This is a genomic window from Anaerobacillus sp. 63XJN7_5_ISO-PGPR-S23-430, from assembly GCF_056173695.1.
Genome location: NZ_CM149686.1, coordinates 1,999,696 through 2,024,903, shown reverse-complemented (window position 1 = coordinate 2,024,903; position 25,208 = coordinate 1,999,696). Strand labels below are relative to the sequence as shown.

Below are 25,208 nucleotides of genomic sequence, written 5' to 3'. Positions count from 1 at the left end.
AGTTAATCAAACTAAAGAAAATTTTACAGAATAGCAGCAAAAAGTCTTTCATATCCAAAAGGTAAAACTACTGCTATGAGAGTACCTATAAAAATCGATGTAGCCATAATAAGTTTATATTTTCGTTTTGATATCTCATCTCTATTTAAGGCTATATTTAAAACCTTGATTATCGAATGAACAGTCATGTATATAATCACTGCTGAAAAGAAACTAATCAAAAAAACCGCCATACTTTTCCTCCATTCCGATTATCAATATACCTCAAAAAATACGTTTACATAAAAAATATGTTTCAATTTCAGCTGTTATCTTTAAACTGACCAAACTTCTAATACCAATTATTTCAAATCAACAAACATAACTCAATCTTTTATTTCAAATTAAGAGGAGCCTATCTTCTTACAGATAAGCTCCGAGATTGTGGAAGATTTCATTGAAAAATAATTCCTAAAATAACCATATACAAACGAGGATGATGGTGCAACCTTTTCCTGCATGTAAGATCATGATTGATGTCAACAAAATTAGAAGCCTTCGAAACGAAGGCTTCTTTTCTTCTATTCACTCGCCAAACATACATAATTTGATTATGTATGTTTCGTTCATTTGTAATTAATAAGTACAGAAGATGTTCAGGAACTAAAAAACCTCTCCCTTTACATGAAGAGATCCTTTAGAACATCTATCACATCAATGACGACCGCATCTACTTGCTCTCTAAATATTTCTATAGCTTTTTGAATTTCTTCTTTTATCATAATTTCACCCCCCTAAAAAGCCCAAAAATTCCACTATTTCTATCAATTCATAACCTCAAATACCGTCTTTCTTGGCTTATAAGTCTGTACTATGAATAGATAAACACAGTTTACCTTGAATTTGAGCCTTCAACAATGCTGCCCTTAACTTGAATACCTACTTTAATTCAACTTCAATATTAACATAAATAACCATTCAAACCCTTTTTCAATTCACTCCCTAATCCGCATTCCTAGCAGACCAAAAAAGCCACACCTGAAGTGCAGGAGTGGCTTTAGGTTTGATTACATAAATTTTTTGGTGAGTGAATCTCTCAAAACTCATTAATACATAGCAGGGTTTCCTACTATTCCATTTTCTCTGAGAGCTCAGACCAACGTTCAATTTTTTCTTCTAATTCCAACGTAAGAGCCTGTTCTTCTTTATAAAGCTCATCTACTTTTGCAAAATCACTTCCTGATTCTGCTATTTCAACTTTAACGTCTTCAATGCGCTGTTCAATTTTCTCAATAGTGTCCTGAATCGTTTCCCATTCTTTCTTTTCTTTGTAAGAGAGTTTCACTTGCTTTGGTTTCTCGATTGCATCATCTGTTTTTGGAGTTGATTGCTTTTTCTCCATAGCTTCAAGCTCTTTTTCTTTTTTCAATACATCAAGATAATCGGAATAGGAACCATAATAGTGATCAATCTTTCCGTCACCATCGAAAACGAAAAGCTGCTCTGCCATCTTATCCAAGAAATAACGATCGTGGGAAACGGTAATAACAGCTCCAGGGAATTCGGCAAGATAATCTTCTAACACAGCAAGTGTCTGAACGTCTAAATCATTCGTAGGCTCATCTAGGAAAAGAACGTTAGGCTCTTCCATTAAGATACGAAGCAAATATAATCTTCTTTTCTCTCCACCAGATAATCGGGATATGTATGTCCATTGCATATCAGGTGAGAATAGAAAGCGCTCAAGCATTTGAGATGCTGATACGGTTCCGCCCTTACGGAGGCGAACTTCCTCTCCACCTTCACGAATGTATTCAATTACTCTAAGCGATTCATCTAACCCCTCATTTTGTTGAGTGTAGAAACCTGGTTTAACTGTTACACCAATATCAACGTGACCTGAATCAGGAGCGATTCGACCAGCAAGCATATTAAGTAGCGTCGTTTTGCCAGAACCATTCGGTCCAATAATGCCAATTCGGTCTTGTGGGAGAACAAGATAGTTAAATTGGTCTGTTAACGTTCGACCATTGATCACTTTTGATATATCCGTAGCTTCAATTACTTTCTTACCTAGACGACTCGCACCTAATGCCATATCGACATTTCCTTCTGTCGTTCGTCCTGGTTCTTCCTTCATTTTCTCGATTCTTTGCTTACGTGCTTTTTGTTTTGTTGTTCTAGCTTTCGCTCCCTTTTTTAACCACTCTAGCTCACTTTTTAGTAATTTATTATGTTTATCTTCTTCTTTCGCCTCACGTTCTTCACGCATCGCTTTCTGTTCAAGAAATGTAGCGTAATTCCCTTCATATTCAAACAATCGTCCTTTATCCAGTTCAAAAATGCGGTTTGTTACACGATTAAGAAAATACCGGTCATGCGTAACAAGCAATAGAGTTCCAGAGTAATTGGCCAGGTATTGTTCTAACCATTCAACAGTTGCATTATCGATATGGTTAGTGGGCTCATCGAGAATCAATAAGTCTGCTGGATTTATAAATGCTTTCGCTAGTGCAACACGTTTTTGTTGACCCCCTGATAATTCATTCACCATTGCGTCAAACTGAGTAAGCCCGAGCTTTGTTAGAATCGTTTTAGCTTGGGTACTAAAATCCCACGCTTGAAGATGATCCATTTCTTCCTGTGCCTGAATGAGCTTCTCTTGTGTCGCTTCTTTCTCAGGAAAGTTCATTACGTTCTGCAGCGCTTCTTCATATTTTCTTACCGTATTAAATAACGGCACATCACTATCAAAAACCGTCTCAAGGATTGTTTTTTCCTCAACAAATACCGGGTCCTGAGGCAAGTACTCTACATGGAACTGATTCGCATGGTGCAGTGTACCGCTATCCATCGACTCGATGCCCGCAAGAATTTTAAGCAAAGAGGATTTCCCTGTGCCGTTTACTCCAATTAAACCGATTCTCTGCTTTTCTTCGAGTGAAAAAGATATCCCATCAAATAGTGTTTTCTCTCCATATGATTTGGTGATTAATTCAGCCTGTAATAAGCTCATGATACTCATCCTTTTCTCTCTTTAGTCTGCTTCCTATTTTAACTGTTTTAGAGAAAGAAGGGAACTGATCTACTAATAAGATAAAGAAAAGAAGCTCCGCTAAGAGCTCCTTTTTATTAAGCGTTCTTTTTTTGTTGCTTATTTTTCTTATGCTTTTTATTGTTATTTTGTTCAGCTGCTAGCTCGCTTGCGAATTCGGTATCTTGCTTATGAGTTTGTTTTGGGTTTTTCATGCACTCACCTCCCTACTCTTTAAGGTGAGCTATTTTTAAAATTATATACTAGTACGGTAATTGAAATTTAATTATGTTTTATTGAAAAGAGCTGATCTACATCAGCCCTGCTCCTCCTCTTTCATAATGTTTTCAATCGGTTCTCGTTTATTAAATCCACCTAGATCTGAATGATAAAAGGATACTTCCTCTTCTCCGTCTTTCCAGCACAGTAACACTTCTTTTCCATTGATTATTGCAGGAAAATCAATTAATCCTTCATCTACATTCTTGATTTCTACTCCAAGAGTCATGATATTGTTAATAAACGTTTGTGCTTCTAACTCCATAAATTCCATCCGTGCCTCTTTTTTAAAAAGGATATCTTCGTCAACTTTTGTTTTGTGACGATAAAGAAGCGTTTTCTTATGCTGTTCAATCTGATCGTAATGTTCGCTAAATTGAATTTTCAGGCGCTTAAGTCCGGCAAGCTCTCTCCTTAACACTGGCAACAAACGATTCGCTTCTTCTAAAGTAAAATACTTTTTTTCCATGTTTCTCCTCCTGGTTCGTCTTTACTACTACTTCTTTACCCTTACCCACTTTCTTTAACCATTATTCGACGAATTTTTACAATCGGAGCAATGCTCTTCAAAGAGAGTTGAAATTCGGATATGATAGAGGATGTAAGGGGAACCATTTCATAAAGGAGGAATTTCTTTGGCTAAAGTTACTGTACCAGATTACGGAACGTTTGAAGTAGAAGAAGGAACTAAGTTAGCACTTGCTCTTGAAGATAACGGGGTACATGTTCTTCATCGCTGCGGAGGGAACGCAAAATGCACCACCTGCCGTGTAGAAGTGGTGGATGGAGAATTTGGAGAACTAACTGAAATTGAAGAGGAAGCGTTTAAGAAAAAAGGCGTGGAAGAAAAACTACGCCTCTCCTGTCAGGTTCGTGTTAACGGCAACTGCGAAGTGAAGCCTGCGATGACTGTTGAAAGCTCTGGCCTTGATGCTGGACCTAGACCTGCTGAATAAGCAAAAGCAAAGACGAGCTTACCTAGCTCGTCTTTATTAAAATAGTGTTGTCAGTGACTGATAATTTAGCTTATCTTCCTGAAGCTTTGCTAAACTATTCTCAAGATGGTTTGTAATAACGTTATGAAGACTTTTCTCATCGTTCGCCTCTAGTAGTTGAATCACTTTATTATGTTCGACAGTATCATTCTCATCATTACCACTAAAAACATCATACAGCACCATATAAATGGTGATTTGATTTAAAATTTGCTCCATAAAATCAATCAAATAACGATTTCCACTCGCTTTAGCCATCACAAGGTGAAACGCCTTATTTTGTTCATGATATAAGAGAATGTTCCCTTCTTTAAACGCCTTTCCCATCTCCTCAGTCTGATATTTTAACCGCTCGATATCAGAAGCTTCCATTTTTGCGTACCCTTCACGGATCGCCATGTCCTCTAAAACTTTTCTCAATTCAAAAGCCTGAATCATTTCATCAATCGTCGGTTGAACGATAAATGCTCCTTTATTCGGAACGACAGTCACAAGACCCTCTGCTTCCAGTTTCGTAATAGCACTTCGAATCGGCGTCCTACTAGCATTGACTTTAGCAGCAATAGCACTTTCAAACAGCTGATTCCCAGGAGCGATTTGTCTCGTTAATATCGCATTTTTTATTAGTTGATACACTTTTTGTTCAACTGTTTCTTTACGCATGTCTTAAGACCCGCCCATACTCTATTTTCCATTATTTTAACATAAAAAAAAGGGAGTCACATTTCTTTCGAACAATATTGTTGAACAATCTTGTCCAGTTTCAACCACTATGATATATTATCCTACGTATTGAGGAACAGAACGGAGTGATGACATGAACAATACTGGAAAAGAAATAACGTTAATTATTATCGGATCGTTATTCTTTGCGCTTGGTGTGAACTGGTTTGCGATTCCAAACGAACTAGGTGAAGGCGGCGTAACTGGCATATCGATGACGCTTTATTATATTCTTGATTGGTCACCAGGGATTACAAACTTTGTTATGAACGCTGTGCTTTTAGCCATTGGATATAAGGTACTGAATAAACGAGTAACCTGGTATACGATGCTTGCGATCTTCTTTAGCTCATTATTTATACAATTAACTGAAGGAATGGGTCAGCCGCTTGATATTATGCTCGGAACCGTCTTTGCAGGTGTTTTCATCGGGATTGGTCTCGGTCTCGTTCTCCGCTCAGGTGGTACTACTGGTGGATCTACAATTGTTGCCCGTATGCTTAACCAAAGCTTTGGGTGGAGCGTAAGTACATCGATGTTTGTTTTTGATATTCTCGTTGTACTCGGCTCTTCCGTCGTCATCGGGATCGAAAATACGATGTATACCGGAATTTCCATCTATATTAGCACAAAAATATTGGACTATTTAATTGACGGATTTGATACGCGTAAAGCCGTAACGATTATTTCTCAAAGTACTGTTGCCATTGCAGAGAAAGTAAGTGAAGAAATGGACCGAGGCGTAACGGTTATTAATGCTCGCGGACATTATTCAAATGAATCAAAAGACATCTTATACGTTGTCATTAATAAACAGGAGCTTTTCCTTCTTAAAAAGATGATTCAAAAAGTCGATGATAAAGCTTTTGTCGTTGTGCATGACGTGAGAGATGTTTTTGGAGAAGGATTTACATTTCCTAAAACATAAAAGCAAAAATCCCCCTAGTGAAACGCATTTCACCGGGGGATTTTTTTAGTTGCGATCGTAAACGACAAAATCGAAAGCGTGTTTATTTCTCTCATCACGTGAATGTTTTTCGCGCGAAGTTTCTTTCCAATCATCTTGAGAGAAATCGGGAAAATAAGTATCTCCATCAAACGATTCATGAATCTCAGTAATGTACAGGCGATCAGCATGCGGAAGCAGCTGACGATAGATTTCAGCGCCACCTATAACGAACCAATCTTTTTCCTCACGCTTTGAAAGTTCCAGAAACTCCTCTACAGAATGCAGTACAGTAACCTTTTCATATTCCAGGTCTTTTCTAGTAATTAGATAATTATCACGGCCGGGTAACGCTTTGCCAATTGATTCGAATGTTTTTCTTCCCATAACGATCGATTTTCCAGTCGTCATGCGTTTAAAATAAGCGAGATCAGCTGGCAAATGCCAAGGCAGATCATTGTCTTTCCCAATTAACTGCTTTTCATCCATTGCTAGAAGAAATGATATCATACCGACACCTCTCCTTTAATATGTGGATGAGGATTGTAATCCGTTAACTCAAAATCATCAAATGAGAAATCAAAAATTGATTTCACGTCTGGATTAATTTTCATTTTTGGAAGGTCTCTAGGTTCACGAGTGAGCTGAAGGTTGACCTGCTCAATATGATTGTTATAAATATGCGCATCACCTAGCGTATGAATAAATTCACCTGGCTCTAAATCACACACCTGCGCCATCATCATCGTGAGAAGCGCGTAGGATGCGATATTGAAAGGCACCCCAAGGAACACATCAGCAGAACGTTGATAAAGCTGACAAGAAAGCTTACCATCAGCAACGTAAAACTGGAAAAGACAGTGACATGGAGGTAAAGCCATATTATCGACTTCTGAAGGGTTCCATGCTGTTACAATCATTCTTCTTGAATTCGGGTTAGTTTTAATTTGCTCAACTACTTTTGCAATTTGATCAACGGTTGATCCGTCCGCGCCCGTCCACGAGCGCCATTGATGACCATAAACTGGACCAAGCTCACCATCTTCATCAGCCCATTCATTCCAGATGCGCACACCATTATCCTGAAGATACTTTACATTGGTGTCTCCATTTAAAAACCAAAGAAGCTCATGAATGATTGATCTTAAGTGAAGTTTTTTGGTAGTTAAAGCTGGAAAACCTTCTTGTAAATCAAACCTCATTTGATGTCCAAATACACTGACCGTCCCCGTTCCTGTCCGATCAGATTTCTTAGTTCCGTTATGTAAAATTTCTTCGCATAGCTGCAAATAAGTCTTCATCGTACTCCTCCTTCAATTCTCTAATGACCATTGTAACATGAAGAAAGATGAGAAGTAACTTGTGAATTGTATGTAAAAAACAGCCAAAAAGCACATTTTCCTTGGGCAAACATACTGTATAACAGAAATGTTGGAAAGGATGAAATAACCATGGCGAAAGGCGATAAATTGCCCAAACTGTTTCAAGACCCTGCTATTCAAAATTGGATGAACACCTTTGATGATTTCTTTAAAGAGCCATTTGCGAATCTTCTACCAGCTCAGTCGTTTCGGGTTGATCTTTATGAAACGGAGGATGCATTTATTGTTGAAGCAGAGTTACCTGGTATCACAAAGGAGCAAATTAAAGTGGAACCACTTGGAGATGGTCTCCGGATTTCCATTGAATCTAAAGAATTTCATGAGTCACGAAACGATAAACAAAAATATTACAAACAAGAACGGTCCTATTCAAGTACTAGTCGCACCATTAAGCTTCCCTTTCACTTTTCCATGAAAAATGTGAAAGGAAAATACGAAAATGGTGTTCTAGAAATTAAGATACCCAAATCTGATCGCATACGTACCGATTCGAATTATATTAACATCGACTAAAAAAGCGCAGGGCCAAGGCCTGCGCTTTTTCTTCTTACATACTCCAGTCTATAAAAGCGTTTCCTTCAAGGAACCGCTCACAATCCATAGCCGCCATACACCCTGTGCCTGCTGCTGTGATCGCTTGACGGTAAGTGAAATCCTGTACATCTCCACATGCAAATACACCAGGGACATTCGTTTTTGTCGTTCCTGGTTCTACTTGAACGTAACCTTTATCATCCATATTAATTTTACCCGCGAGAAAATCAGTGTTTGGACGATGGCCAATCGCAACAAATATGCCATCTGTCTTAACGAACTCCTCTTCTCCCGTATCACTATTCTTTACTTTAATACCGCTCACTTTATTGTTTTCTGCTACAACCTCTAGCGGGGAAGCATTCAGCTTCCAGCTAATTTTATCATTAGAGCGAGCACGCTCCTGCATAATTTTTGATGCGCGAAGTTCTTTCCTCCTGTGAAGAACAGTAACTTCTGAAGCGAATTTCGTTAAGAAAGTCGCTTCTTCCATAGCTGAGTCTCCTCCACCAATCACAACGATTTTTTTACCACGGAAGAAAAAGCCGTCACACGTTGCACATGTACTCACACCTCGACCCATATTCTCTGATTCTCCTGGTATACCTAGAAGCTTTGCTGAAGCACCAGTCGAAATCAAAACAGACTCCGCCATAATATCCCCGAGAGTATCTGTTTTTAATTTAAAGGGACGCTCATTAAAATCAATATCCTTCACCCATCCTCGCTCAATTGTAGCGCCGAACCTAAGCGCCTGCTTCTTCATATTTTCCATCAATTCTGGACCGAGAACGCCATCTGGAAAACCGGGAAAGTTCTCAACATCTGTTGTTAACGTAAGCTGACCACCAGGTTCCGGTCCCTCAATGACGAGCGGCTCCATATTAGCCCTCGCAAGATAAATGGCTGCTGTTAAACCCGCTGGTCCTGTTCCTACAATAACTGCTTTATGCATAATGACCCTCCTCTATCGACTTCATTATGTTATTTTTCCTAATTATATAGAAATAAACCCTTCTCTTACAAATTATATGGGTATCCATCAATTTGTTTCTTGATCTTATGCAAATGGTTGTTCATTTTCACACCTTCTTGATAGAATAGAAACAGTCTTGTAATAGTAAGGAAAATCCGAGGTGAATAAAAGATGAATCCAATAGTTGAATTCTGCATGAGCAATCTTTCGAGCGGTTCACATAAAGCAATGGAAAAACTAGAAAAAGATACAGATCTTGATGTGCTCGAATATTCTTGTCTTGGTCACTGCACACTTTGTAGCCAGGATATTTACTGTCTCGTTAACGGCGAGCGCGTTACTGCCGAAACTCCCGATGAGCTAGTTGATAACGTCTACCAGTTCATCGAAGAAAATCCGATGTTTTAACCGAATTTGGACATACTAATAAGTGAATCCAATTAGAGGAGGAGCTTACATGAAAAATCGAAACGCGTATGATCCGAAAGCCGGTGTGCAAGGTGAAAAAGAAGGCGAAGACGCTCTTCTTATGAATAAAAAAAGAGGCCCGCAAAATGCGCGCCCTAAAAAAAAGTAAAAGCCGCTTTATGCGGCTTTTTATTATGCTATGCGAAACCGAAAAGTAAACCAGAAGTCTTCATTGAGTGAGGTGCCGGTAGCAATAATATGCTGCTCTCCTTCATCATCAAGCGTAATCCAGCTATGATGCTCATCTTTATAAACTGGATAGAAATGACCTTCCTTAAATAATTTACGATTCAATACACTTTCTGAGCCGGTTAAAGGCTCTTCTTCGAAAACATCTCTAATACATTGTACAAGTTCCATCTATGTTGTGATCCTCCCTTAATCTCCAACCAAAAACACCCCGCGCACCTCTCTTACGAGAGCCACTTAGGCGGAGTGTTTTTATCCCAATAAATCTTACCTACTTCATAATGTTCTTCAAAATCATCATTCGCTGCATGGTAATGAAAATTAAACCAATAGCCATCTTGTGGGGGATGATCTCTTCTCACATGAAAACGCAATAAGTCTTCCCCACTCTGTTCATTATATACATGAAGAATACGTTCTCCGTATCCACCAGAAGGGTTGTCCGTCAAACGAAGTGACCTTAATGTATCCTCATCCAGATTTTCCACTGAGGTAGCGATCGCTTCTGTCATTTTAGGTACAATTGCATCTCGATACTCGTTACCGACTCGAGTTGATATCGTTTCACCGAATTTTGTTAGCCCGAGTTGCTCGGATTGATTGCTTGCATAGCTTACAAAATGCGTCAGGAGTTCAGAAGAAGAAGCGTCCTGAGCTATGATGGGCCAATCATACTGATCAACAAGAGGCTCTATCGCCTTATCAGGCTCGTCTCTCGGCTCAATAAGAAGATGGTTTTCTTCTTGATAATTTTCTGATGACTCTGTTTTGTCATCTGCTAGATATCCAGTAGGAACCACAGTTCCAAGCGTAATAACAGCAACAAATGCTACAAATAACTTTCTCATCCAAAGAGGGAATTTCATTATGTGCACCTGACTTTCGAAGATCAATAGTTAGTATTATTCTCGCATGATCTTCTCAAAAAAGCCAGAAGTTTAGACGATTTTTCATTAATTTTCATTTGGCTATGGTAACGAAGCTTTTCATTCAAAAAGGCTCTTTTTTAAAAGATTGTTGCTTTCGAAACAATTCTTGAATTAAACACTAAACTTCGCTGATTGGAGCGGAAGGGTGCTAACCGCCTGCCCCGCGAAAAACGAGCATCCCTGAGCGAAAATTCACCCACTATAGCAACAATGTCTACGAAAGAGCCTTTAAAAAAGAGCGCTTCATGTAAGCGCTCCATCTATTAACAAGTAAACATATCAATTCTTCTCAGACTTATGCCTGTATACACCCATCTTCTACCGGTCCAGCGAAACCCTGAAACAGAAGTACGCCCTACATATACTGGCCAAAACCAAAATGAATTGCCGCCTCTCATCCAAATATAAGTAAACCGATACATACACCTTCTAATGGATCCTGGATCTACAGCAAATGTTCCAGCTTGTGCTGACTGTGGTCTAGGAGGCGGTGATGCTGGTGGGCTCGATGTTGGAGCTACCGGTTGCTGACGATAGGCATCTGTGTTGTCATAATGATAAGCAATATGCTCATGTTCTTCATAATACATTCGGTCCATCCCCTCTCTTATACAGTCACTGTATGCTGTATTCTGATAAGACGTACCGAATTGAAAACAACAAAAAAAGCACCTCTTTGAGTATGCTTGAGCCAATAAAGTTTATGAAAATTTAGTTGGTGACCCGTACGGGAATCGAACCCGTGATACCGCCGTGAAAGGGCGGTGTCTTAACCGCTTGACCAACGGGCCAACAAAATGGAGCGGGTGATGGGGATCGAACCCACGACATCAGCTTGGAAGGCTGAGGTTTTACCACTAAACTACACCCGCAAAGATGGAGGAGGAAGAGGGATTCGAACCCCCGCGGGCGACTAAGCCCCTGTCGGTTTTCAAGACCGATCCCTTCAGCCAGACTTGGGTATTCCTCCGAAAACATGAAAATATATATGGTGGAGCCTAGCGGGATCGAACCGCTGACCTCCTGCGTGCAAGGCAGGCGCTCTCCCAGCTGAGCTAAGGCCCCAATATGGTGCGCCCGAGAGAAGTCGAATCCCTAACCTTCTGATCCGTAGTCAGACGCTCTATCCAATTGAGCTACGGGCGCATATTCTATGGTGCGGGTGAAGGGACTTGAACCCCCACGTCGTAAGACACTAGATCCTAAGTCTAGCGCGTCTGCCAATTCCGCCACACCCGCATGTGTGGTGCCGGCCAGAGGACTTGAACCCCCAACCTACTGATTACAAGTCAGTTGCTCTACCAATTGAGCTAGGCCGGCATAATTTAATGAAAATCACCAAAAATAAATGGTGGAGGATGACGGGCTCGAACCGCCGACCCTCTGCTTGTAAGGCAGATGCTCTCCCAGCTGAGCTAATCCTCCGTTAAACAGCGACTTCATTATTATACAATATCATCTTTTGTCTCGTCAACACTTTTTTTATTGTGTTTTTTCAAGGACAAGACTTATCTTATCACCGACCCGAAAAAAACACAACCCTTTTTCACAAAAAAATTAATCCCCATAGTTAAGCACTCCATTTTTGACATAGAAAAAAGCAGGGAGCGCTCTCCCCTGCTTATACTGGCGTTTGAATAAGTGGTTTTTTCTTTTTATTTTGGCGGAGTATTGGTCTTTTTTTAGTCACCATTTCAGAATCATATTTTCGGTACTCTTTCATGTCGGTTGATTCCCGCAAAAGCTGATCTTCAACATAGTGACGCTTTCTTTTCAAAAAAACCCCTCCTCATAAGTAATAATTCTCAGTACCCTATTTTTCTGTTGTTAAACCCGAATCTTTTTTCACCATCGATCTATCGGCAAAAGTTACAGGTAACACATAATTTATTCACTTAGAGCGCAATTATGCTTCATCAAGATTAAATTGGTAGTAATTTTCCTGATCTTCTCCTGACCTCTCAACGAAAGTAACTTCTCCATTTTGTGAAACCATAATAACAGTTTGCGCCCTCGTTCCGTAATGATCTGACTTAATAAAAACAGGTGAAAGCATCCTTTCCCATTCAATCGGCACGCCTGTTTGTGGTAATAAATGATCAGGTGCAGGCTCAGCATGAGAAAGCATTTCAAAAAGACGATTCTGATCGAGGTTCTTTTCTGCACTTAAATAGTGTTTCAATTCTTCTTTAAGCTGCTCAACCTTTGGCCAGCTCGTATTCAGTAAGTGATTACTTACAGCGTGAACACCGTTCTCTAGTTTTGAAATTTGATCCTGCCGATTTGAATAATAATAAAGGCTCTTAAAATCTCCTATGATTAAATTAAATCCATTGTACTGATCTTTCTTTTGTCGAACCTTTTCTAGGTATGATAATGGGGATTGATGATCACGTAAGTAATCGGCCGTTAGATCACCCCTTGATAAACTTTTAGGCTGCTCATTCGCTTCTCGATAATTCGTAAGGGCTGCAATTCTTCCGTTTGTTGTAACCCCTAGCCATGTTCCCATAGCCTTTAAATCACGCCCCGCAAGTAGTTCTGGTACATCTTCCCAATAGTTCGCAGGTTTTGTTGGACGCTCGTAGAATTCATCTCGGTTGGCTACGAGTATAAATGGGTATGTAGGATGAACATTTTGAGCTACAGCAATTAGGCACATCTTAACGCGCCTCCTCTCTCGTTTCACTGTAAGAAAAAACGCAGCGTTAGCCGCTGCGTTACGATTGGATCATACGAACTTCTTCTTCACATGCAGAAGAACAATAATGGTTATACTCCTCTTTGCAAGAATCACAGACGATGTGAAGCTTGTCACACTGTACATTAGCACAATTGATATAAGTATCTGCTGGCTCCTCACAATGATAGCATTTCCCTACAACTGTATCTTCATCGGTACGGTTTACATTAACAGCAAGACGATCATCAAATACAAAGCACTTGCCATCAAAATATTTCCCTTGTACCTCCGGGTCTTTACCATACGTTACAATTCCTCCATGAAGCTGTGAAACGTCGGAAAAACCTTTTTTCATTAAGTAACCAGAAAATTTCTCACAGCGAATTCCACCTGTACAATAAGTTAGTACTTTCTTATCTTTTTGGTCCGAAAGATTTTGTTCAATCCAGTCTGGAAGATCACGAAAAGCCTTTATATCAGGACGAATTGCATTGCGAAAATGACCAATATCGTACTCATAATCATTTCTTGCATCGATAACAATTACATCATCATCTTCTAATGCTTCCATAAATTCCTTTGGCTCAAGATAATTCCCGGTTATTTCTTTCGGGTTTACATCTTCCTCAAGCTTTAGTGAAACAATTTCTTCGCGCGGACGTACGTGCATCTTTTTAAAGGCATGACCTTCTGCTTCATCAATTTTGAAAGCCATATCACGAAAGCGTTCATCTGCTTTTAGTTCGTCCATGTAGCGCTCAGTATCCTCAACGGTTCCTGAAACCGTTCCATTAATGCCCTCTTTGCCTACAAGGACTCGACCTTTTAAATTGAGTGATTGACAATACTTAAGATGCTTTCGAGCAAAATAATCCGGATCTTCTATTTCTACATATTGATAATATAACAGCACTTGATATGCTGAAGCTTCTGATTGCAAATCAAAAACCACCCTTTACGTCTTCTTCAATCAAGCTCTAATCCAAGAGCCTAAATCAATACTATATCTTACCGGATTCGAAGTCTGATGTAAAGAAGATTACCTTGATGGGAAGTAGTCGTCTTTAAGCTTTTCGATTTCGATAAGAGATGCTTCGGCCCATCTTCCGCCTTCGTGCTTGAGCTCTGCGGATTGTGTTTCAAGCGCTTCCTTGAGTGAATCATGATAATCAGGAATATTTCCTTCGTAATGATTAATGGCTGACATTGGAACGAGCGCTTTCTCGAATTGGGCTAACGCTTTTCGCTGGTGAAAAAGAGGAACATCGAGCTGTTTGGGATTATGAAGGTCTCCCTGAGTTGGATGCTTGATGACAGCAAGAACTTTAATCACAGCCTTGGGGGACTTCATATCGACGACTTCTCCAATATATCTCCCCGTTTTATAACCTGCCGTTACTATTTCTCCTGGCTGAAACGTTTTTTTCTCTGACATAGTCGCTTCACTCCTTCATCTAACTGTGTGTACACGTCGATGATATCATAAAATCCTCCTTTATCAGGAGGATTTTATCTTGTGAAGACATGTTTCCCAATCTCTTTGATGATATGCCTTGTACGAATCCAATCGTCTGTTGCAATATCAGGATTGTAATAAAACAAAGCTCCTGAGCTTGGGTCTCTACCACTAAGGGCCGCATAGACAGCCCTATATGATTCTGCTCCTGGCTTTTGATCATATTGACCGTCAGATACTGCAGTATAAGCACCACTTTCAAAAATCACTTCTTTAATGCTATTTGGAAATCTTGCAGAAAGTGTTCGATTGACTGTTACAGCAGCTACCGCTACTTTCCCTTCAAACGATTCACCTCTTGCTTCTCCATTAACCAATTTGGCCAACATTTCAATTTCTTCTACAGAATAGTTCGATACAGTAAATTGATCCTTTGTTACTTTCTTAACATCATTCATATTTTTAACAGGAAGGTTAAGCAATAAGGCAACCTCCTGTTTCGTTTCTGGTTCAGATAAAGTTTCGTTTGTTACAACTTCTTCATTAATCTCATTCTCAATCTCTGGCTTTACTTTCATCATTGATACGGCCGCTACCTGATGAGTTTGTGCAGAAAACAGAGCAAAAAAGAGGCTCATCATCATCATAGCAATGATCGTTTTGTTCATATATCTCATCCTTTCAGTAGCTTTTTGCCACGCCATAAAGGATAGAGGAAGGACAGGTCCCTTTCAATAGGGAGTCACAGGGATGTCTTCCACATATGAGAACAAAAAGAAACTCCTTCCAAAAGGGAAGGAGTAAGATAATTAGTCTTGAAATTGCTTCATTGCAAGAACTTGTAACGATAATTCATCACTCGGAGGATTGTGAAGCCCCGCTCTAACGTCTCGATAAAGTCGTTCCAGATGATTCTTCTTCATTAAGCTTCGTGCTCCTACAATACGCATTGAAAGATCAACAACTTCCAGTGCAGCATTCATTGCTTGCGTTTTGGCAGCGAAAAGCTGTCCCTGCATGTTCATCCGCTCTTCTGGGTAACGATCCCACTGCTCTGCAACCGAATATAGAAAATGACGTGCTGCCATTAATGAAAGTCCGATTCGTCCAAATTTATCTTGAATGTGCGGTACATCTTTTAGTGGCACATCAAGTGTGTTCGGTTGGTAAGAAGACACAAATTGAACTGCCTCTTCCCGTGCTGCCTCTGCTATTCCCATGTATACAGCGGGAATATGGAGCAACCAGGCCGGAGGTAATGAAGCTGTTTTCCGATTTTTATCATAAGTTTCAAGGAGCGCATTAGAAGGAACAAATACGTCAGTCAATACAAGGTCATCACTACGGGTACCTCTCATGCCTAGCACATCCCAAGTCCCTTCAAGTTCTACACCTTCTTGACTCATGGACACTAAGAAATCTGTAGGGACACCTTCGCACGTTGCTTTGACAATCACTTGATTAAGGTGAGGACTTAATGTTGTAAATGTTTTTCGACCAGTTATTTTATATCCTCCTTCGACCGCAGTCGCGATCGTAGCAGGCATACCACCTCGAGTTGGGTCACCTGTCTCCTCTTCTGTTTGAGCTCGATTTATGAGCGTACCATCCACAACATGACGACAAAGCCTTTCATAAGTTGAAGCATTCCATGGCCTACGATCGCTTAAATCTTTTAGTACTCCCAGATGCCAGCCGAGTGATAGCGCACCAGACCCTTCTCCTTTACCAAGCTCTTCCTGAACAAGGACAAGCTCATAAAGAGAAAGACCACCACCTCCAAATTCTTCAGGGATCGTAAGTGAAGTAAAGCCTGATTCTTTCATACTTGCTATAATGGAATCAGGAATATACGCTTCCTGATCAATATGTGTGGCACTCTCCTTAAGTTCTGCTCGATGTTTATTAGCTAATTCGAGCAGCTTATGATCACGCTCATTTCGAACAAATTTATCAATCATTCTAAGACACCCTCTTTCACCAAAGTCATTAATCTATCATCAAGATGATGGAATATTCAGAAGTTCATCAATACGCTCCTGTTCAAATCCAATAATGACTTCGCCGTCGATGACAATCGTTGGGGTAGACATAGAACCGTGATCATGAATCAATTCATTGCGCGCAGCAACGTTTTCTTTTATGTTTAGTAGCTCATATTTCACTTCATGCATTTGAAAATAATTTTTCACAAACTCACATGGTGGACATGCCGGTTGTGTATACAATTTGACTTTTTTCATTTTGTTCACTTCCTATCACTAATTTACAAGTAATTCCGTTTAAAACATACCACCCTACTTTGCATCTTTCAACTATTTCAGTTAGGTGAGTTTGCTCGATTCACTCAAAGGGAATTGTTTTGCTGAAGGTGTTTTGAAACTTTTCACGAAATCTATTCGTATAGAATGATAGAAGAATAATTTAACGAATTCATTCAATTGAAGGAGTGACATATATGAGTAATCAACCTGAGAAAATCAACTCACAACGTGAAAAGGCTGAAGAGATCATTCAAAGCTTTTATCATGAAGACGATACAGATAAGATTCTCCAGTCATTATCAGGGCTTGGTGAAGATGCCCAGCGCAACGCTGGGGAATCCCTTGAAGCATTGAAGCGTCCTGTAAAGGGCATGATTGACCAACCGAATAACGACTTACCTGATAACTTACACAAACTCAGAGAGCATGTCTCAGACTTAGAGCCCTCTTATTTGCAAAAGAGTAAATTCAATAAACTGCTAAATCGAGTAATGGGGCGAAACGAAGTCGAGCAATATGCGAAGAAATACAAAACGGTCGAATCCCAAGTAGAAGTTATTGTTGAATCACTTTTAACTGGTAAAGATAAGCTACAAGAAGATAATGTTATGTTAAAAGAACTAAAGGATGTAGCAAAAGACCGCATTGTCGGACTGGAAGATCAGATGGAGCTAGGTCAGACGCTTATGACGATGCTTGAGGAGGAAGCCGCTAAAGACGAATGGAAAGAGAACCCTCTTCCCCTACAAAAGGCTCAACAAAAAGTCGTTAGCCGAGTGAAAAATATGTCACAGGCTGTCATGGTCTTAAGACAATCCATGGCATCGGTTGATTTGATCATGGAAAACAACGAAAAGCTAGAAGAAGCTATTTTTAATGCAGTGACGATGACCAAAAACATCATTACCGTAACAGCTTCCATTCAGCTGGCTCTCGGAAACCAACAAAAAGTGATTTCAGCTGTACAAAATGTGAACCAGGCAACCGAATCGATGCTTCTGAAAAACGCTGAGATGCTGAAACAAAATACAGAAGAAACGGTTAAAACACTTGAAAAGCCAGCGATTGCGATTGAATCCTTCCGCAAAGCTTATCAAGATGTGTTTGAAGCCATTGATTTAACAGAAAAATCAAACGTACGTATTATCGATAGTGGGAAGAAGTTTATAACAGAAATGGATCAATTAAATAAAGAAATGAAATCCAAATTAGATAGCTCAACAGAGAGGCAGAAACAGCTCTCTGAGGCAGCCGATCGACTTTGACGATAGGAGGTAATGGCATGGGGCTTTTCGATTCTTCTGAACCCCAGTGGCTTGAAAAGCTTTTACCACCGCAATTTAAAACGGTGGAAGCATCACTTCTTCAGGATGCGAGCACCACAAGCTTCCTTTCATATGCTGAACAATTGTTAGATGAATTTATAGATAAACTCGATCCTTCGGAGAATAAGCCACAAAAATGGAAGCGTACTGAGAGAGGTTTTACGATTTATTTAAAAATCAGGCGAAATCTCATCCTTTTCTCTGGATATGATAGTCAAAAAAACAGAACGTCAACTCCTAAGAAGTTTTTTATCCAATGGGAACGACAAATCATTGAGAAAAAAGACGCAGGTAAATGTAAACAAGGTACCATTCTCATTAATGATCGTGGTCGAATCATCAAACGCAGTATAAAACGATCACCATTTTTCACAGGAATTTTTCAACGAATGAAGCTTTTAGATTTAGCGTTACTAGGATCCATTGCTTCCCAATCAGAAACAGGGTCAATTGATCCCCTCTTGAAGGAACAGATTAATCAGCTTGAACGAATTTCGACACATCCGTTAATCAACGGGGTTATTTATTCTAGAACAGTTAGACTCATTCAATTATTCAAGCAAATCTCACCCGAACTTGAACCGCTTGACCTTGAAGAACGTCATATTGTGAAAAGAATGCTTTCAACTGAACTGCCAGATTTACTTACAGGATATATCGCACTTTCACAAGAAAACAAAGAATTACGCCATCGCGATTTGTTTCAAGCTCTTTGTCAGATGGAGTTAGCGCTTCATGAATACATGGAGAAAATTGAAAAGCACCGTCTCTCCAAGGTAGATCACCTTCTTAAAGTAAACAAAATAAGATATGACAAATAAAAGCTAGCTGTCAAATGGACAGCTAGCTTTTTCGATTATACTTCTTGCCCGATATGCTCCTGCATGAGTTTTTGCAAACGCTCATCGACTTCTTCTTGAGTTAATCCGTGCTCTGCTACGTAACGATTACGTGGCGATGTGCGACACTCATGTGAACAGCCTCGTAAATATTTATGCTCGTTCTCCTCAGATGTAATAATTTGCTTATTACATTCAGGCCTTGCACAATTAACATAGCGTTCACAAGGTTCACCCGTAAAGTAATCTTTACCGACCACAGTGTGGTCTTTTTGATTAATCGGAACAGTTATTCGGCCATCAAACACATAGCACTGTCCATCCCATAGTTCACCTTTCGTCTCTTCATCCTGACCATAAGTAACAATTCCACCATCAAGCTGGTTAACATCTTCAAAACCTTGTTTAACCATCCAGCCAGTGAACTTTTCACAGCGAATCCCGCCTGTGCAGTAGGTTAGGATTTTCTTATCTTTTTGGTCTGCAAGGTTTTCTTGAACCCACTCAGGAAGATCTCGGAAATTCTTAATATCTGGTCGAATGGCACCACGGAAATGACCGACATCATACTCGTAATCATTTCGGGTATCAAGAATAATCACATCATCCTGCTGCATCGCTTCGCGCCACTCTGCTGGCTTCAAGTGCTTTCCGCCAACTTCATTCGGATTATGATCATCATCAAGTCTAAGTGTCACTAGCTCTGATCTAAAGCGAACATGCATTTTTTTAAATGGATGTTCAGTCGCTTCATCAATTTTAAAGAACAAATCAGCAAAGCGCTCATCCGCATGCATCATATCCATATATTGCTGCGTTTCTTCTACTGTTCCAGAAAGAGTGCCATTAATGCCCTCTTCCGCGATTAGAATTCTTCCCTTCAGGTTGTGCTCCTTACAGAAGGCAAGATGCTCTTCTACATATTCTTCCGGTTGATCAATTTGTACATATTTATAAAACAATAATACGCGATAGTCTTTATTCATACTTCTATCTCCTTTATTTCACTGTTACCGTGTGGCCAGTCACTCTTCCGTTCCAAAATATTATTATAATAAAATTCTCAAGAAATGCAAAGAGTGTGCTTTCCATTTTCACATAAGTTCCGTTAGCTCATTCGATAGATTGACCATTTTCTCCTAAGATGAGCATGCCCAAAAAACACGACGTTGTTAGCATACTACAGTAAAAAGTTTATGACAGTGAAAAACCTCACACTTTTTTAATAGCTGGTTCTACAACTACATTAACATTTCCTTTAATCGCTCTTGTAATCATACATCCCTCTTCTGCACGATGAGCAATGGAATGAATACGCTCTGTCAATTCTTCATCCGGCTCTTCTGCAAGATAGATGACTGGGTAATGGTGAATTGACTCTACGTGCAGCTTTCCGTTACCACTTACTTTAAGCTTAGAGGAAATTTTAACATCTTCGAAAGGAATGTGATTACGCTCCAAATAAAGTCCAATGGTCATGAAATAACAAGCGGCTGATGAACTTAACAGTAACTCATCAGGATTTGTTCCTTTCTCTCCGCCGCCCATCGACGTAGGGATCGATACTTCTGTTGTTAGGTTTTCAGTCTGAATCTTACCTTCGCCAGAAAGTCCACCCTTCCAGCTTCCTTGTAGTTCAAATATGTGATCCATTCTCAATTCCCTCCCATTAAGTAGAGACAAAACTCCACTCGAGTGAGTGGAGTTTGTCTTTAACAATATTGTTCAAAAGCTCCTGTCAAATTCGCAACGATTTCTTCCACTTCATGATCTTCGATTTCTTCTCTAGGAATGAAATGAAGCACCTGGCCGTCTTTTAAGAGAGCGATAGAAGGTGATGACGGCTCATATCCTTCCAAATATTCACGCATTTTACCTGTTGCTTCACGATCTTGTCCTGCAAAAACCGTCACAAGATGCTCAGGTTTTTTGTCATGTTCAATCGCTTCGCGAGCAGCTGGTCGAGCAAGACCTGCTGCACATCCGCAAACAGAATTAATGAAAACAAGTGATGTTCCCTTTTTTTCTGTAATAAAGCCGAATACTTCTTCCTCAGTCGTTAACTCTTCAAAACCAGCTGATGTTAACTCATCTCGCATCGGCTGTGCCATCTGGCGCATATATTCTTCGTATGGATTCATATCCTATACCTCCGTTAATTCGATTTTCTTGCTTGAGTCATTTGATGCCAGACAGAGCCTTTAGCTTCTTCTCCGCCTTTTATCCGTTCTAATGCCATACCCGCCTGCATCTTCACTTCAAATTCTGGATCGTCCATTGCTTGCTCAAGTGCTGGAATCGCCGTTTCATCGCCAACTTCATATAGAAACATAGCGGCCCTCCAACGAACAAGCTTATTTCGATCTTGCAACGATTCTATCATTTCAGGAATGGCTTCAACATGACCTAAATCTGACATGCAGTCGCCGGCTGTCCGCCTAACCGTAACAGATTTATCACGCAAAGCTTTATAAAGAAGCGGAAGAACATCCTTTGATTCAATCATACCAAGGTAAACAACCGCCAGGCGGCGTACAGAAGCTTTTTCATCGTGTAGCGCCTTCTCCAGTACCGGCAAATCATTCATTTCTGGATCCATGCGATCAAGTGCTGCGTATCTTACTTTCCAATCTGAGTCATCTAGCATTTCTAGTGTAACGACCTTTTTCTCTTGCTTTGGAGAAGCATTTTGATCTGAGAATGCTGCAGTAACAAGATCCGAAAGACGCTCTTCACTATACGTCGCCGCTATTTCTTCGGTAACTTCTTGTCCAACTTCTTCAGGTGATCCGTACCGTGGACTTTGTTCTTTCCATTCACGTTCCATCACCATGTTTTCAGAAGCTGAAGAGGCTTTCATAGCAGCTTCCATAAATCGGTCAGGCAAACCAAAACGATGCTCAGTCTCACCTTCTACAAGCTTCACCTGCATTGGAATACCGCGAAACATTTGAATAAACACATTCACTTCTCCAAAGTCTTCTATCGACGACTGATTTGTCGCGACGGATTCTTCATTAATCTCTCCGAATGCCTCACGAGCTTTTGGAAGGATCTCTTCCCATGAATATTTGGCATTCCGTTCTAGCGCGATAAAATCCATCACATGATAAAGACCTTTCACACCGGGAACGGCCATTAATTTTTGAATATAATCTGGAGCATTAGATATGTCAGTATCAAGCTTATACTGCCTTGTGTCTCCAGCTTCTAGCTCTTCACTTAAGTTAATTTTCATCGAATTTGGACTTGGTGTCGGTTCGATTGAAACAATCTTCATGCAATCGCCCCCTTCTAATCGTGATTTTATCATATGTAACAGCGCTGTACCATTACATTGAATTAAGGATCTAACTTCACTACAGAAACATTTTCTCTGTATTCTTTATAAAATGAAAGCACCTCATCCACATACTCATCACTCTGATTATAAGCGAATAAGGCACTCTTCAGTCTCCCCTCACTTGCACCATTAGCAGATAAGTAGCTAGCGGCAGTATAAGCAGCATCCGTCAGATTATATGGATCTGCCTTACCGTCTCCATTTCCGTCTTTCCCATACCCACCGTACTTTTGAATAAGATCTAAATTTGTAATATCAACTAGATCATCCTTATCCAGTTCTCCAAGACGACTACCCCCATAGCTCCAACCAATCCAGGTTAACGGCATAAACTGGTAATGGCCGATGGCACCCTTAGGGCTTTCTAATGTTGACATCGTCGAGAATTTTGTTTCAACGCGATGTACCGCTGCTAAAAGCTCCCATTGAACGTCGTATTCTTCACCAGCTTCTCTGTAAAGGTCGATATATTCCTCTGGAACTTCAGATTTTTTCAGCGGTTGGGAAAAAGAATCTGGTGTTTTCTGAAGAAATACACCTATTAACACACTAATAAAGATTGTTATGATAATTAAGCTTCCTAATCGCTTCACTTCCGTTCTTCCTTCCTACCGTCTTTCCTCTGGATCTATGAATTCCTCACTAGGAAGATGGATCCATTTACTTAAATATCCGTGATCATATAACGCTTTAATGAGAATGAGCAAAATCGGTGATAATACGACTCCTGCAATTCCAAATAGTGAAAGAGAAATAATCATAAATGAAAGAATTGTAAACGCAGATACACCTAGTGAATCTCCCGTAATTTTCGGCTCCATGATTTGTCTCACTAGCATAACCACCCCAAGTAGAATCAATAGGGATACTGCGAGAGAGGTTTGTCCTACCGCAAGAAGATAGATTGCCCATGGTATGAAGATCGCCGAAACGCCAAGAAGCGGAAGAAGATCGAAAAAAGCAGATAAAAGCGCGAGTGTGAATGCATTATCCACTCTTAATATCCATAGCCCGCATAGAACGAGTACAAATGTGATCGTAATAAGCTTTAGCTGCGCTTTTAAATACGCTCCGATTCCGCTTAATACATTTTCCTTCAGGAAGAAATAAGCCGTCTTAAATGTATTTGGTGTTCGCTTCGCCGCAATTCGCTTCCACATTTCAATCTCAATACTTAAAAAATACGCGAGAACAATTCCAATAATGAAATTAATCACAAGCGTTGGAATGGACGTCACAAAAGCAAACACGCTATTTAATAAAGTCGTCAACATAATGGATGCTTTCTCAACAAGCGTTAGTGAAAAATCTTGCGCCTTCTCTAGTACATCTGGAGGTAAGGCGTTTAACTGGAGCTGCCCCCAATGCACATAGTTCATAATTTGATCCTGGAATTTCGCAACGTATCCAGGAATAAGGCTGATTAAGTTTTGCAATTGAAGAACAAAAATCGCGCCTGCTAGAAAGACTACGCTCACCACGATTAATACGAAAACAAGCGTGGATATAGTAGTTGCAGCTGTTTTGCCTATTCCCTTCCGATTTAGAAACCGAGCGAAAGGTTCGATAACTAGAAAAATAATGTACCCTACGATAATCGGTGCTGCAATTTCAAATAAGAAACTCGAGACAAGCATAATTAAAAAAACCGTTAACACGATAAGTCCAATATCAAAAGCTGTTCGCGCATAACGCCGATAAAAAGTTAGCATCCTGTCACCTCAATTTAGTAATCTTTCGTAAGCATATCGGTTTTGAGAAGAAATTTCCATAAGAAAAAGAAGGGAAACCCCTTCTTTTAATATTAAACTTGTATTGAATCTATTGGTCGTTCAGCCGGACGCCCAAAATAATAGCCTTGTCCAAGCGGTATTCCCATTTGCCTACAAAAATCAGCTTCTTCTTTACGTTCAATTCCTTCCGCGAGTAACGTAATCCCCTCTTCCTTTGATAGATAAATCATTTCGATCAGTTTCTCTTGTTTTTCAGAATCTTGATCGCAATGAGAAATAACACTGCGATCAATCTTCGCATAGTCGGGCTTCAACTGAAGGAGCATTTCTTTCGTAGCGTATCCAGTGCCTACATCATCTAGCGCCATTTTCATTCCTTCTTGCTGATATGAGCGAAAGATTTGTTTTAAATGATCTACTTCGTCAATCTTTTCAGTTTCTACTACTTCAAATACTAAATCTCTTGGATCGAGATTGTACGCTTCAACAGTTTGGAAAGTTGTTCGTAAGCAATGAGCTGGATCATAAATCGAAGAAGGGAGAAAATTAATGAAGCGTTTAATGCCTTTTGAAAGATGCGACGCACTAATTTTAATAGAAGCAATTCTTGCAGCGCTGTCAAGAAAGGCTTGAAGACCAGATTGTCTAGCCATATCGAATAATTCATTTGGATAAAAAGGATAGCGCTCATTAGTCGGCCGCATCAAGAGTTCATACCCTTTAATATCATTATTATCAAGCGTAATGATGGGCTGCATGTGGCTAGTAAAGAGAGAATTCCTTATAACCTCTATGAAATTTGGATGTTTGAGCCTTGAATAAAATTGAGGAAATGAAAGAACTGAGCTGCTCTTTATTTCATCCACTGTTCCCGTTCCACAAAAAAACATTTGTTTTGCCGCATCATTAAAATGAGAACTGATGCGATGACAAATTTCAAGCAGGGATTCCGAATTTTGATAGGAGACTGTAAGAGAATTCAAAGATTCACTTTGGAACATCAATTCATTTAAACTTCGTTGAAGTTGCGGCACAGCTGTAACGATTTCTAAGTAACCAGAAGAAGGAATATCTGGTATCGCGGTGCATTTTGAGCATGTATACATAAGGGTCTTTCTCCTATCTAAGTCA

General features: G+C 39.9%; 29 protein-coding genes and 8 tRNA genes. 6 read left to right on the top strand and 31 right to left on the bottom strand.

Features of this window, described 5'->3' with window-relative positions; translation table 11 throughout:
* Nucleotides 1–1,108: 1,108 nt before the first annotated feature.
* Entirely contained in the window at nucleotides 1,109–2,995 is a 1,887-nt protein-coding gene (locus AC0VYJ_RS10935) for an ABC-F family ATP-binding cassette domain-containing protein (protein ID WP_475367351.1), read from the bottom strand.
* 334 nt (nucleotides 2,996–3,329) lie between these two features.
* Nucleotides 3,330–3,761: a DUF2203 family protein gene (locus AC0VYJ_RS10930; RefSeq protein WP_475367350.1), complete on the bottom strand. Its 432-nt coding sequence runs from the start codon at nucleotides 3,759–3,761 to the stop codon at nucleotides 3,330–3,332.
* A gap of 166 nt (nucleotides 3,762–3,927) precedes the next feature.
* On the opposite strand from AC0VYJ_RS10930, the gene AC0VYJ_RS10925 reads away from it, so the two are divergent.
* Complete coding sequence (locus tag AC0VYJ_RS10925; RefSeq protein ID WP_475367349.1) at nucleotides 3,928–4,248, top strand: 2Fe-2S iron-sulfur cluster-binding protein; 321 nt, start codon at nucleotides 3,928–3,930, stop codon at nucleotides 4,246–4,248.
* 36 nt (nucleotides 4,249–4,284) lie between these two features.
* On the opposite strand, the gene AC0VYJ_RS10920 is transcribed toward AC0VYJ_RS10925, so the two are convergent.
* Nucleotides 4,285–4,950 carry a GntR family transcriptional regulator gene (locus tag AC0VYJ_RS10920; RefSeq protein ID WP_475367348.1) on the bottom strand — a complete coding sequence of 222 codons (666 nt, stop codon included), beginning with the start codon at nucleotides 4,948–4,950 and terminating at the stop codon, nucleotides 4,285–4,287.
* Between the two features lie 154 nt (nucleotides 4,951–5,104).
* Between AC0VYJ_RS10920 and AC0VYJ_RS10915 the strand changes: the two genes are divergently transcribed.
* Nucleotides 5,105–5,938 (top strand): YitT family protein, encoded by an 834-nt coding sequence (locus AC0VYJ_RS10915; protein WP_194221581.1) that lies wholly within the window; start codon nucleotides 5,105–5,107, stop codon nucleotides 5,936–5,938.
* Between the two features lie 45 nt (nucleotides 5,939–5,983).
* Here the strand turns inward: AC0VYJ_RS10915 and AC0VYJ_RS10910 are convergent, their stop codons facing one another.
* Entirely contained in the window at nucleotides 5,984–6,466 is a 483-nt protein-coding gene (locus AC0VYJ_RS10910) for a dihydrofolate reductase (protein WP_475367347.1), read from the bottom strand.
* The gene (locus tag AC0VYJ_RS10905) at nucleotides 6,463–7,257 is read right to left on the bottom strand and encodes a thymidylate synthase (protein ID WP_475367346.1); all 795 of its coding nucleotides are present in this window, start codon (nucleotides 7,255–7,257) and stop codon (nucleotides 6,463–6,465) included. Before AC0VYJ_RS10905 ends, AC0VYJ_RS10910 begins: the two co-directional genes overlap by 4 nt.
* Nucleotides 7,258–7,407: 150 nt before the next feature.
* On the opposite strand from AC0VYJ_RS10905, the gene AC0VYJ_RS10900 reads away from it, so the two are divergent.
* Entirely contained in the window at nucleotides 7,408–7,851 is a 444-nt protein-coding gene (locus AC0VYJ_RS10900) for an Hsp20/alpha crystallin family protein (protein ID WP_194221578.1), read from the top strand.
* A 34-nt stretch (nucleotides 7,852–7,885) separates the two neighbouring features.
* Here the strand turns inward: AC0VYJ_RS10900 and trxB are convergent, their stop codons facing one another.
* Nucleotides 7,886–8,827, bottom strand: coding sequence for a thioredoxin-disulfide reductase (gene trxB, locus AC0VYJ_RS10895; RefSeq protein ID WP_430246303.1), 942 nt, complete (start codon nucleotides 8,825–8,827; stop codon nucleotides 7,886–7,888).
* A 192-nt stretch (nucleotides 8,828–9,019) separates the two neighbouring features.
* Between trxB and AC0VYJ_RS10890 the strand changes: the two genes are divergently transcribed.
* The gene (locus AC0VYJ_RS10890; RefSeq protein WP_226613011.1) at nucleotides 9,020–9,256 is read left to right on the top strand and encodes a YuzB family protein; all 237 of its coding nucleotides are present in this window, start codon (nucleotides 9,020–9,022) and stop codon (nucleotides 9,254–9,256) included.
* Nucleotides 9,257–9,448: 192 nt separating this feature from the next.
* Here the strand turns inward: AC0VYJ_RS10890 and AC0VYJ_RS10885 are convergent, their stop codons facing one another.
* From AC0VYJ_RS10885 to AC0VYJ_RS10800, 18 genes are all read right to left on the bottom strand, one after another.
* The gene (locus AC0VYJ_RS10885; protein ID WP_430246299.1) at nucleotides 9,449–9,676 is read right to left on the bottom strand and encodes a hypothetical protein; all 228 of its coding nucleotides are present in this window, start codon (nucleotides 9,674–9,676) and stop codon (nucleotides 9,449–9,451) included.
* Between the two features lie 53 nt (nucleotides 9,677–9,729).
* On the bottom strand, nucleotides 9,730–10,371 hold the full coding sequence (locus AC0VYJ_RS10880) for a YpjP family protein (protein WP_475367345.1): 642 nt from the start codon (nucleotides 10,369–10,371) through the stop codon (nucleotides 9,730–9,732).
* A gap of 326 nt (nucleotides 10,372–10,697) precedes the next feature.
* A complete protein-coding gene (locus tag AC0VYJ_RS10875) occupies nucleotides 10,698–11,024 on the bottom strand; it encodes a transporter (protein WP_194221573.1) in 327 nt (108 codons plus the stop codon).
* Between the two features lie 126 nt (nucleotides 11,025–11,150).
* Nucleotides 11,151–11,225, bottom strand: a tRNA-Glu gene (locus AC0VYJ_RS10870).
* Between the two features lie 7 nt (nucleotides 11,226–11,232).
* Nucleotides 11,233–11,306: transfer RNA gene (locus tag AC0VYJ_RS10865), tRNA-Gly, on the bottom strand.
* Between the two features lie 5 nt (nucleotides 11,307–11,311).
* Nucleotides 11,312–11,404: transfer RNA gene (locus tag AC0VYJ_RS10860), tRNA-Ser, on the bottom strand.
* Nucleotides 11,405–11,423: 19 nt separating this feature from the next.
* Nucleotides 11,424–11,499 (bottom strand) — tRNA-Ala (locus tag AC0VYJ_RS10855).
* A gap of 4 nt (nucleotides 11,500–11,503) precedes the next feature.
* Nucleotides 11,504–11,580 (bottom strand) — tRNA-Arg (locus AC0VYJ_RS10850).
* 8 nt (nucleotides 11,581–11,588) lie between these two features.
* Nucleotides 11,589–11,673: transfer RNA gene (locus tag AC0VYJ_RS10845), tRNA-Leu, on the bottom strand.
* A gap of 5 nt (nucleotides 11,674–11,678) precedes the next feature.
* Nucleotides 11,679–11,754, bottom strand: a tRNA-Thr gene (locus tag AC0VYJ_RS10840).
* Between the two features lie 29 nt (nucleotides 11,755–11,783).
* A tRNA-Val gene (locus AC0VYJ_RS10835) sits at nucleotides 11,784–11,859 on the bottom strand.
* A 196-nt stretch (nucleotides 11,860–12,055) separates the two neighbouring features.
* The gene (locus AC0VYJ_RS10830) at nucleotides 12,056–12,211 is read right to left on the bottom strand and encodes a hypothetical protein (RefSeq protein WP_194221572.1); all 156 of its coding nucleotides are present in this window, start codon (nucleotides 12,209–12,211) and stop codon (nucleotides 12,056–12,058) included.
* A gap of 129 nt (nucleotides 12,212–12,340) precedes the next feature.
* Nucleotides 12,341–13,096, bottom strand: coding sequence for an NRDE family protein (locus AC0VYJ_RS10825; protein ID WP_194221571.1), 756 nt, complete (start codon nucleotides 13,094–13,096; stop codon nucleotides 12,341–12,343).
* A gap of 58 nt (nucleotides 13,097–13,154) precedes the next feature.
* Nucleotides 13,155–14,057: an oxygen-dependent tRNA uridine(34) hydroxylase TrhO gene (gene trhO / locus AC0VYJ_RS10820; protein WP_475367344.1), complete on the bottom strand. Its 903-nt coding sequence runs from the start codon at nucleotides 14,055–14,057 to the stop codon at nucleotides 13,155–13,157.
* Between the two features lie 99 nt (nucleotides 14,058–14,156).
* The gene (kapB, locus tag AC0VYJ_RS10815) at nucleotides 14,157–14,552 is read right to left on the bottom strand and encodes a kinase-associated lipoprotein KapB (protein WP_430246290.1); all 396 of its coding nucleotides are present in this window, start codon (nucleotides 14,550–14,552) and stop codon (nucleotides 14,157–14,159) included.
* 74 nt (nucleotides 14,553–14,626) lie between these two features.
* Complete coding sequence (locus tag AC0VYJ_RS10810) at nucleotides 14,627–15,241, bottom strand: cell wall hydrolase (RefSeq protein WP_475367343.1); 615 nt, start codon at nucleotides 15,239–15,241, stop codon at nucleotides 14,627–14,629.
* Between the two features lie 141 nt (nucleotides 15,242–15,382).
* The gene (locus AC0VYJ_RS10805) at nucleotides 15,383–16,534 is read right to left on the bottom strand and encodes an acyl-CoA dehydrogenase family protein (protein ID WP_430246285.1); all 1,152 of its coding nucleotides are present in this window, start codon (nucleotides 16,532–16,534) and stop codon (nucleotides 15,383–15,385) included.
* A gap of 39 nt (nucleotides 16,535–16,573) precedes the next feature.
* Nucleotides 16,574–16,816: a glutaredoxin domain-containing protein gene (locus tag AC0VYJ_RS10800; protein WP_430246283.1), complete on the bottom strand. Its 243-nt coding sequence runs from the start codon at nucleotides 16,814–16,816 to the stop codon at nucleotides 16,574–16,576.
* Between the two features lie 215 nt (nucleotides 16,817–17,031).
* On the opposite strand from AC0VYJ_RS10800, the gene AC0VYJ_RS10795 reads away from it, so the two are divergent.
* Entirely contained in the window at nucleotides 17,032–18,102 is a 1,071-nt protein-coding gene (locus AC0VYJ_RS10795; protein WP_430246280.1) for a toxic anion resistance protein, read from the top strand.
* 17 nt (nucleotides 18,103–18,119) lie between these two features.
* Nucleotides 18,120–18,983, top strand: coding sequence for a hypothetical protein (locus tag AC0VYJ_RS10790; RefSeq protein WP_475367342.1), 864 nt, complete (start codon nucleotides 18,120–18,122; stop codon nucleotides 18,981–18,983).
* Between the two features lie 35 nt (nucleotides 18,984–19,018).
* On the opposite strand, the gene trhO (AC0VYJ_RS10785) is transcribed toward AC0VYJ_RS10790, so the two are convergent.
* The 7 genes from trhO (AC0VYJ_RS10785) to AC0VYJ_RS10755 all read right to left on the bottom strand — a co-directional run bounded on the left by trhO (AC0VYJ_RS10785) (nucleotide 19,019) and on the right by AC0VYJ_RS10755 (nucleotide 25,183).
* Entirely contained in the window at nucleotides 19,019–19,987 is a 969-nt protein-coding gene (gene trhO, locus AC0VYJ_RS10785) for an oxygen-dependent tRNA uridine(34) hydroxylase TrhO (RefSeq protein WP_194221563.1), read from the bottom strand.
* A gap of 226 nt (nucleotides 19,988–20,213) precedes the next feature.
* Complete coding sequence (locus tag AC0VYJ_RS10780; protein ID WP_475367341.1) at nucleotides 20,214–20,654, bottom strand: OsmC family protein; 441 nt, start codon at nucleotides 20,652–20,654, stop codon at nucleotides 20,214–20,216.
* Nucleotides 20,655–20,713: 59 nt separating this feature from the next.
* Entirely contained in the window at nucleotides 20,714–21,142 is a 429-nt protein-coding gene (locus AC0VYJ_RS10775) for a BrxA/BrxB family bacilliredoxin (RefSeq protein ID WP_475367340.1), read from the bottom strand.
* Nucleotides 21,143–21,156: 14 nt separating this feature from the next.
* Nucleotides 21,157–22,281 (bottom strand): conserved virulence factor C family protein, encoded by a 1,125-nt coding sequence (locus AC0VYJ_RS10770; protein WP_475367339.1) that lies wholly within the window; start codon nucleotides 22,279–22,281, stop codon nucleotides 21,157–21,159.
* Nucleotides 22,282–22,343: 62 nt separating this feature from the next.
* On the bottom strand, nucleotides 22,344–22,937 hold the full coding sequence (locus AC0VYJ_RS10765) for a lytic transglycosylase domain-containing protein (RefSeq protein ID WP_194221559.1): 594 nt from the start codon (nucleotides 22,935–22,937) through the stop codon (nucleotides 22,344–22,346).
* Between the two features lie 15 nt (nucleotides 22,938–22,952).
* Complete coding sequence (gene ytvI / locus AC0VYJ_RS10760) at nucleotides 22,953–24,056, bottom strand: sporulation integral membrane protein YtvI (RefSeq protein WP_194221558.1); 1,104 nt, start codon at nucleotides 24,054–24,056, stop codon at nucleotides 22,953–22,955.
* Nucleotides 24,057–24,148: 92 nt separating this feature from the next.
* The gene (locus tag AC0VYJ_RS10755; protein WP_475367338.1) at nucleotides 24,149–25,183 is read right to left on the bottom strand and encodes an EAL domain-containing protein; all 1,035 of its coding nucleotides are present in this window, start codon (nucleotides 25,181–25,183) and stop codon (nucleotides 24,149–24,151) included.
* Nucleotides 25,184–25,208 lie beyond the last annotated feature (25 nt).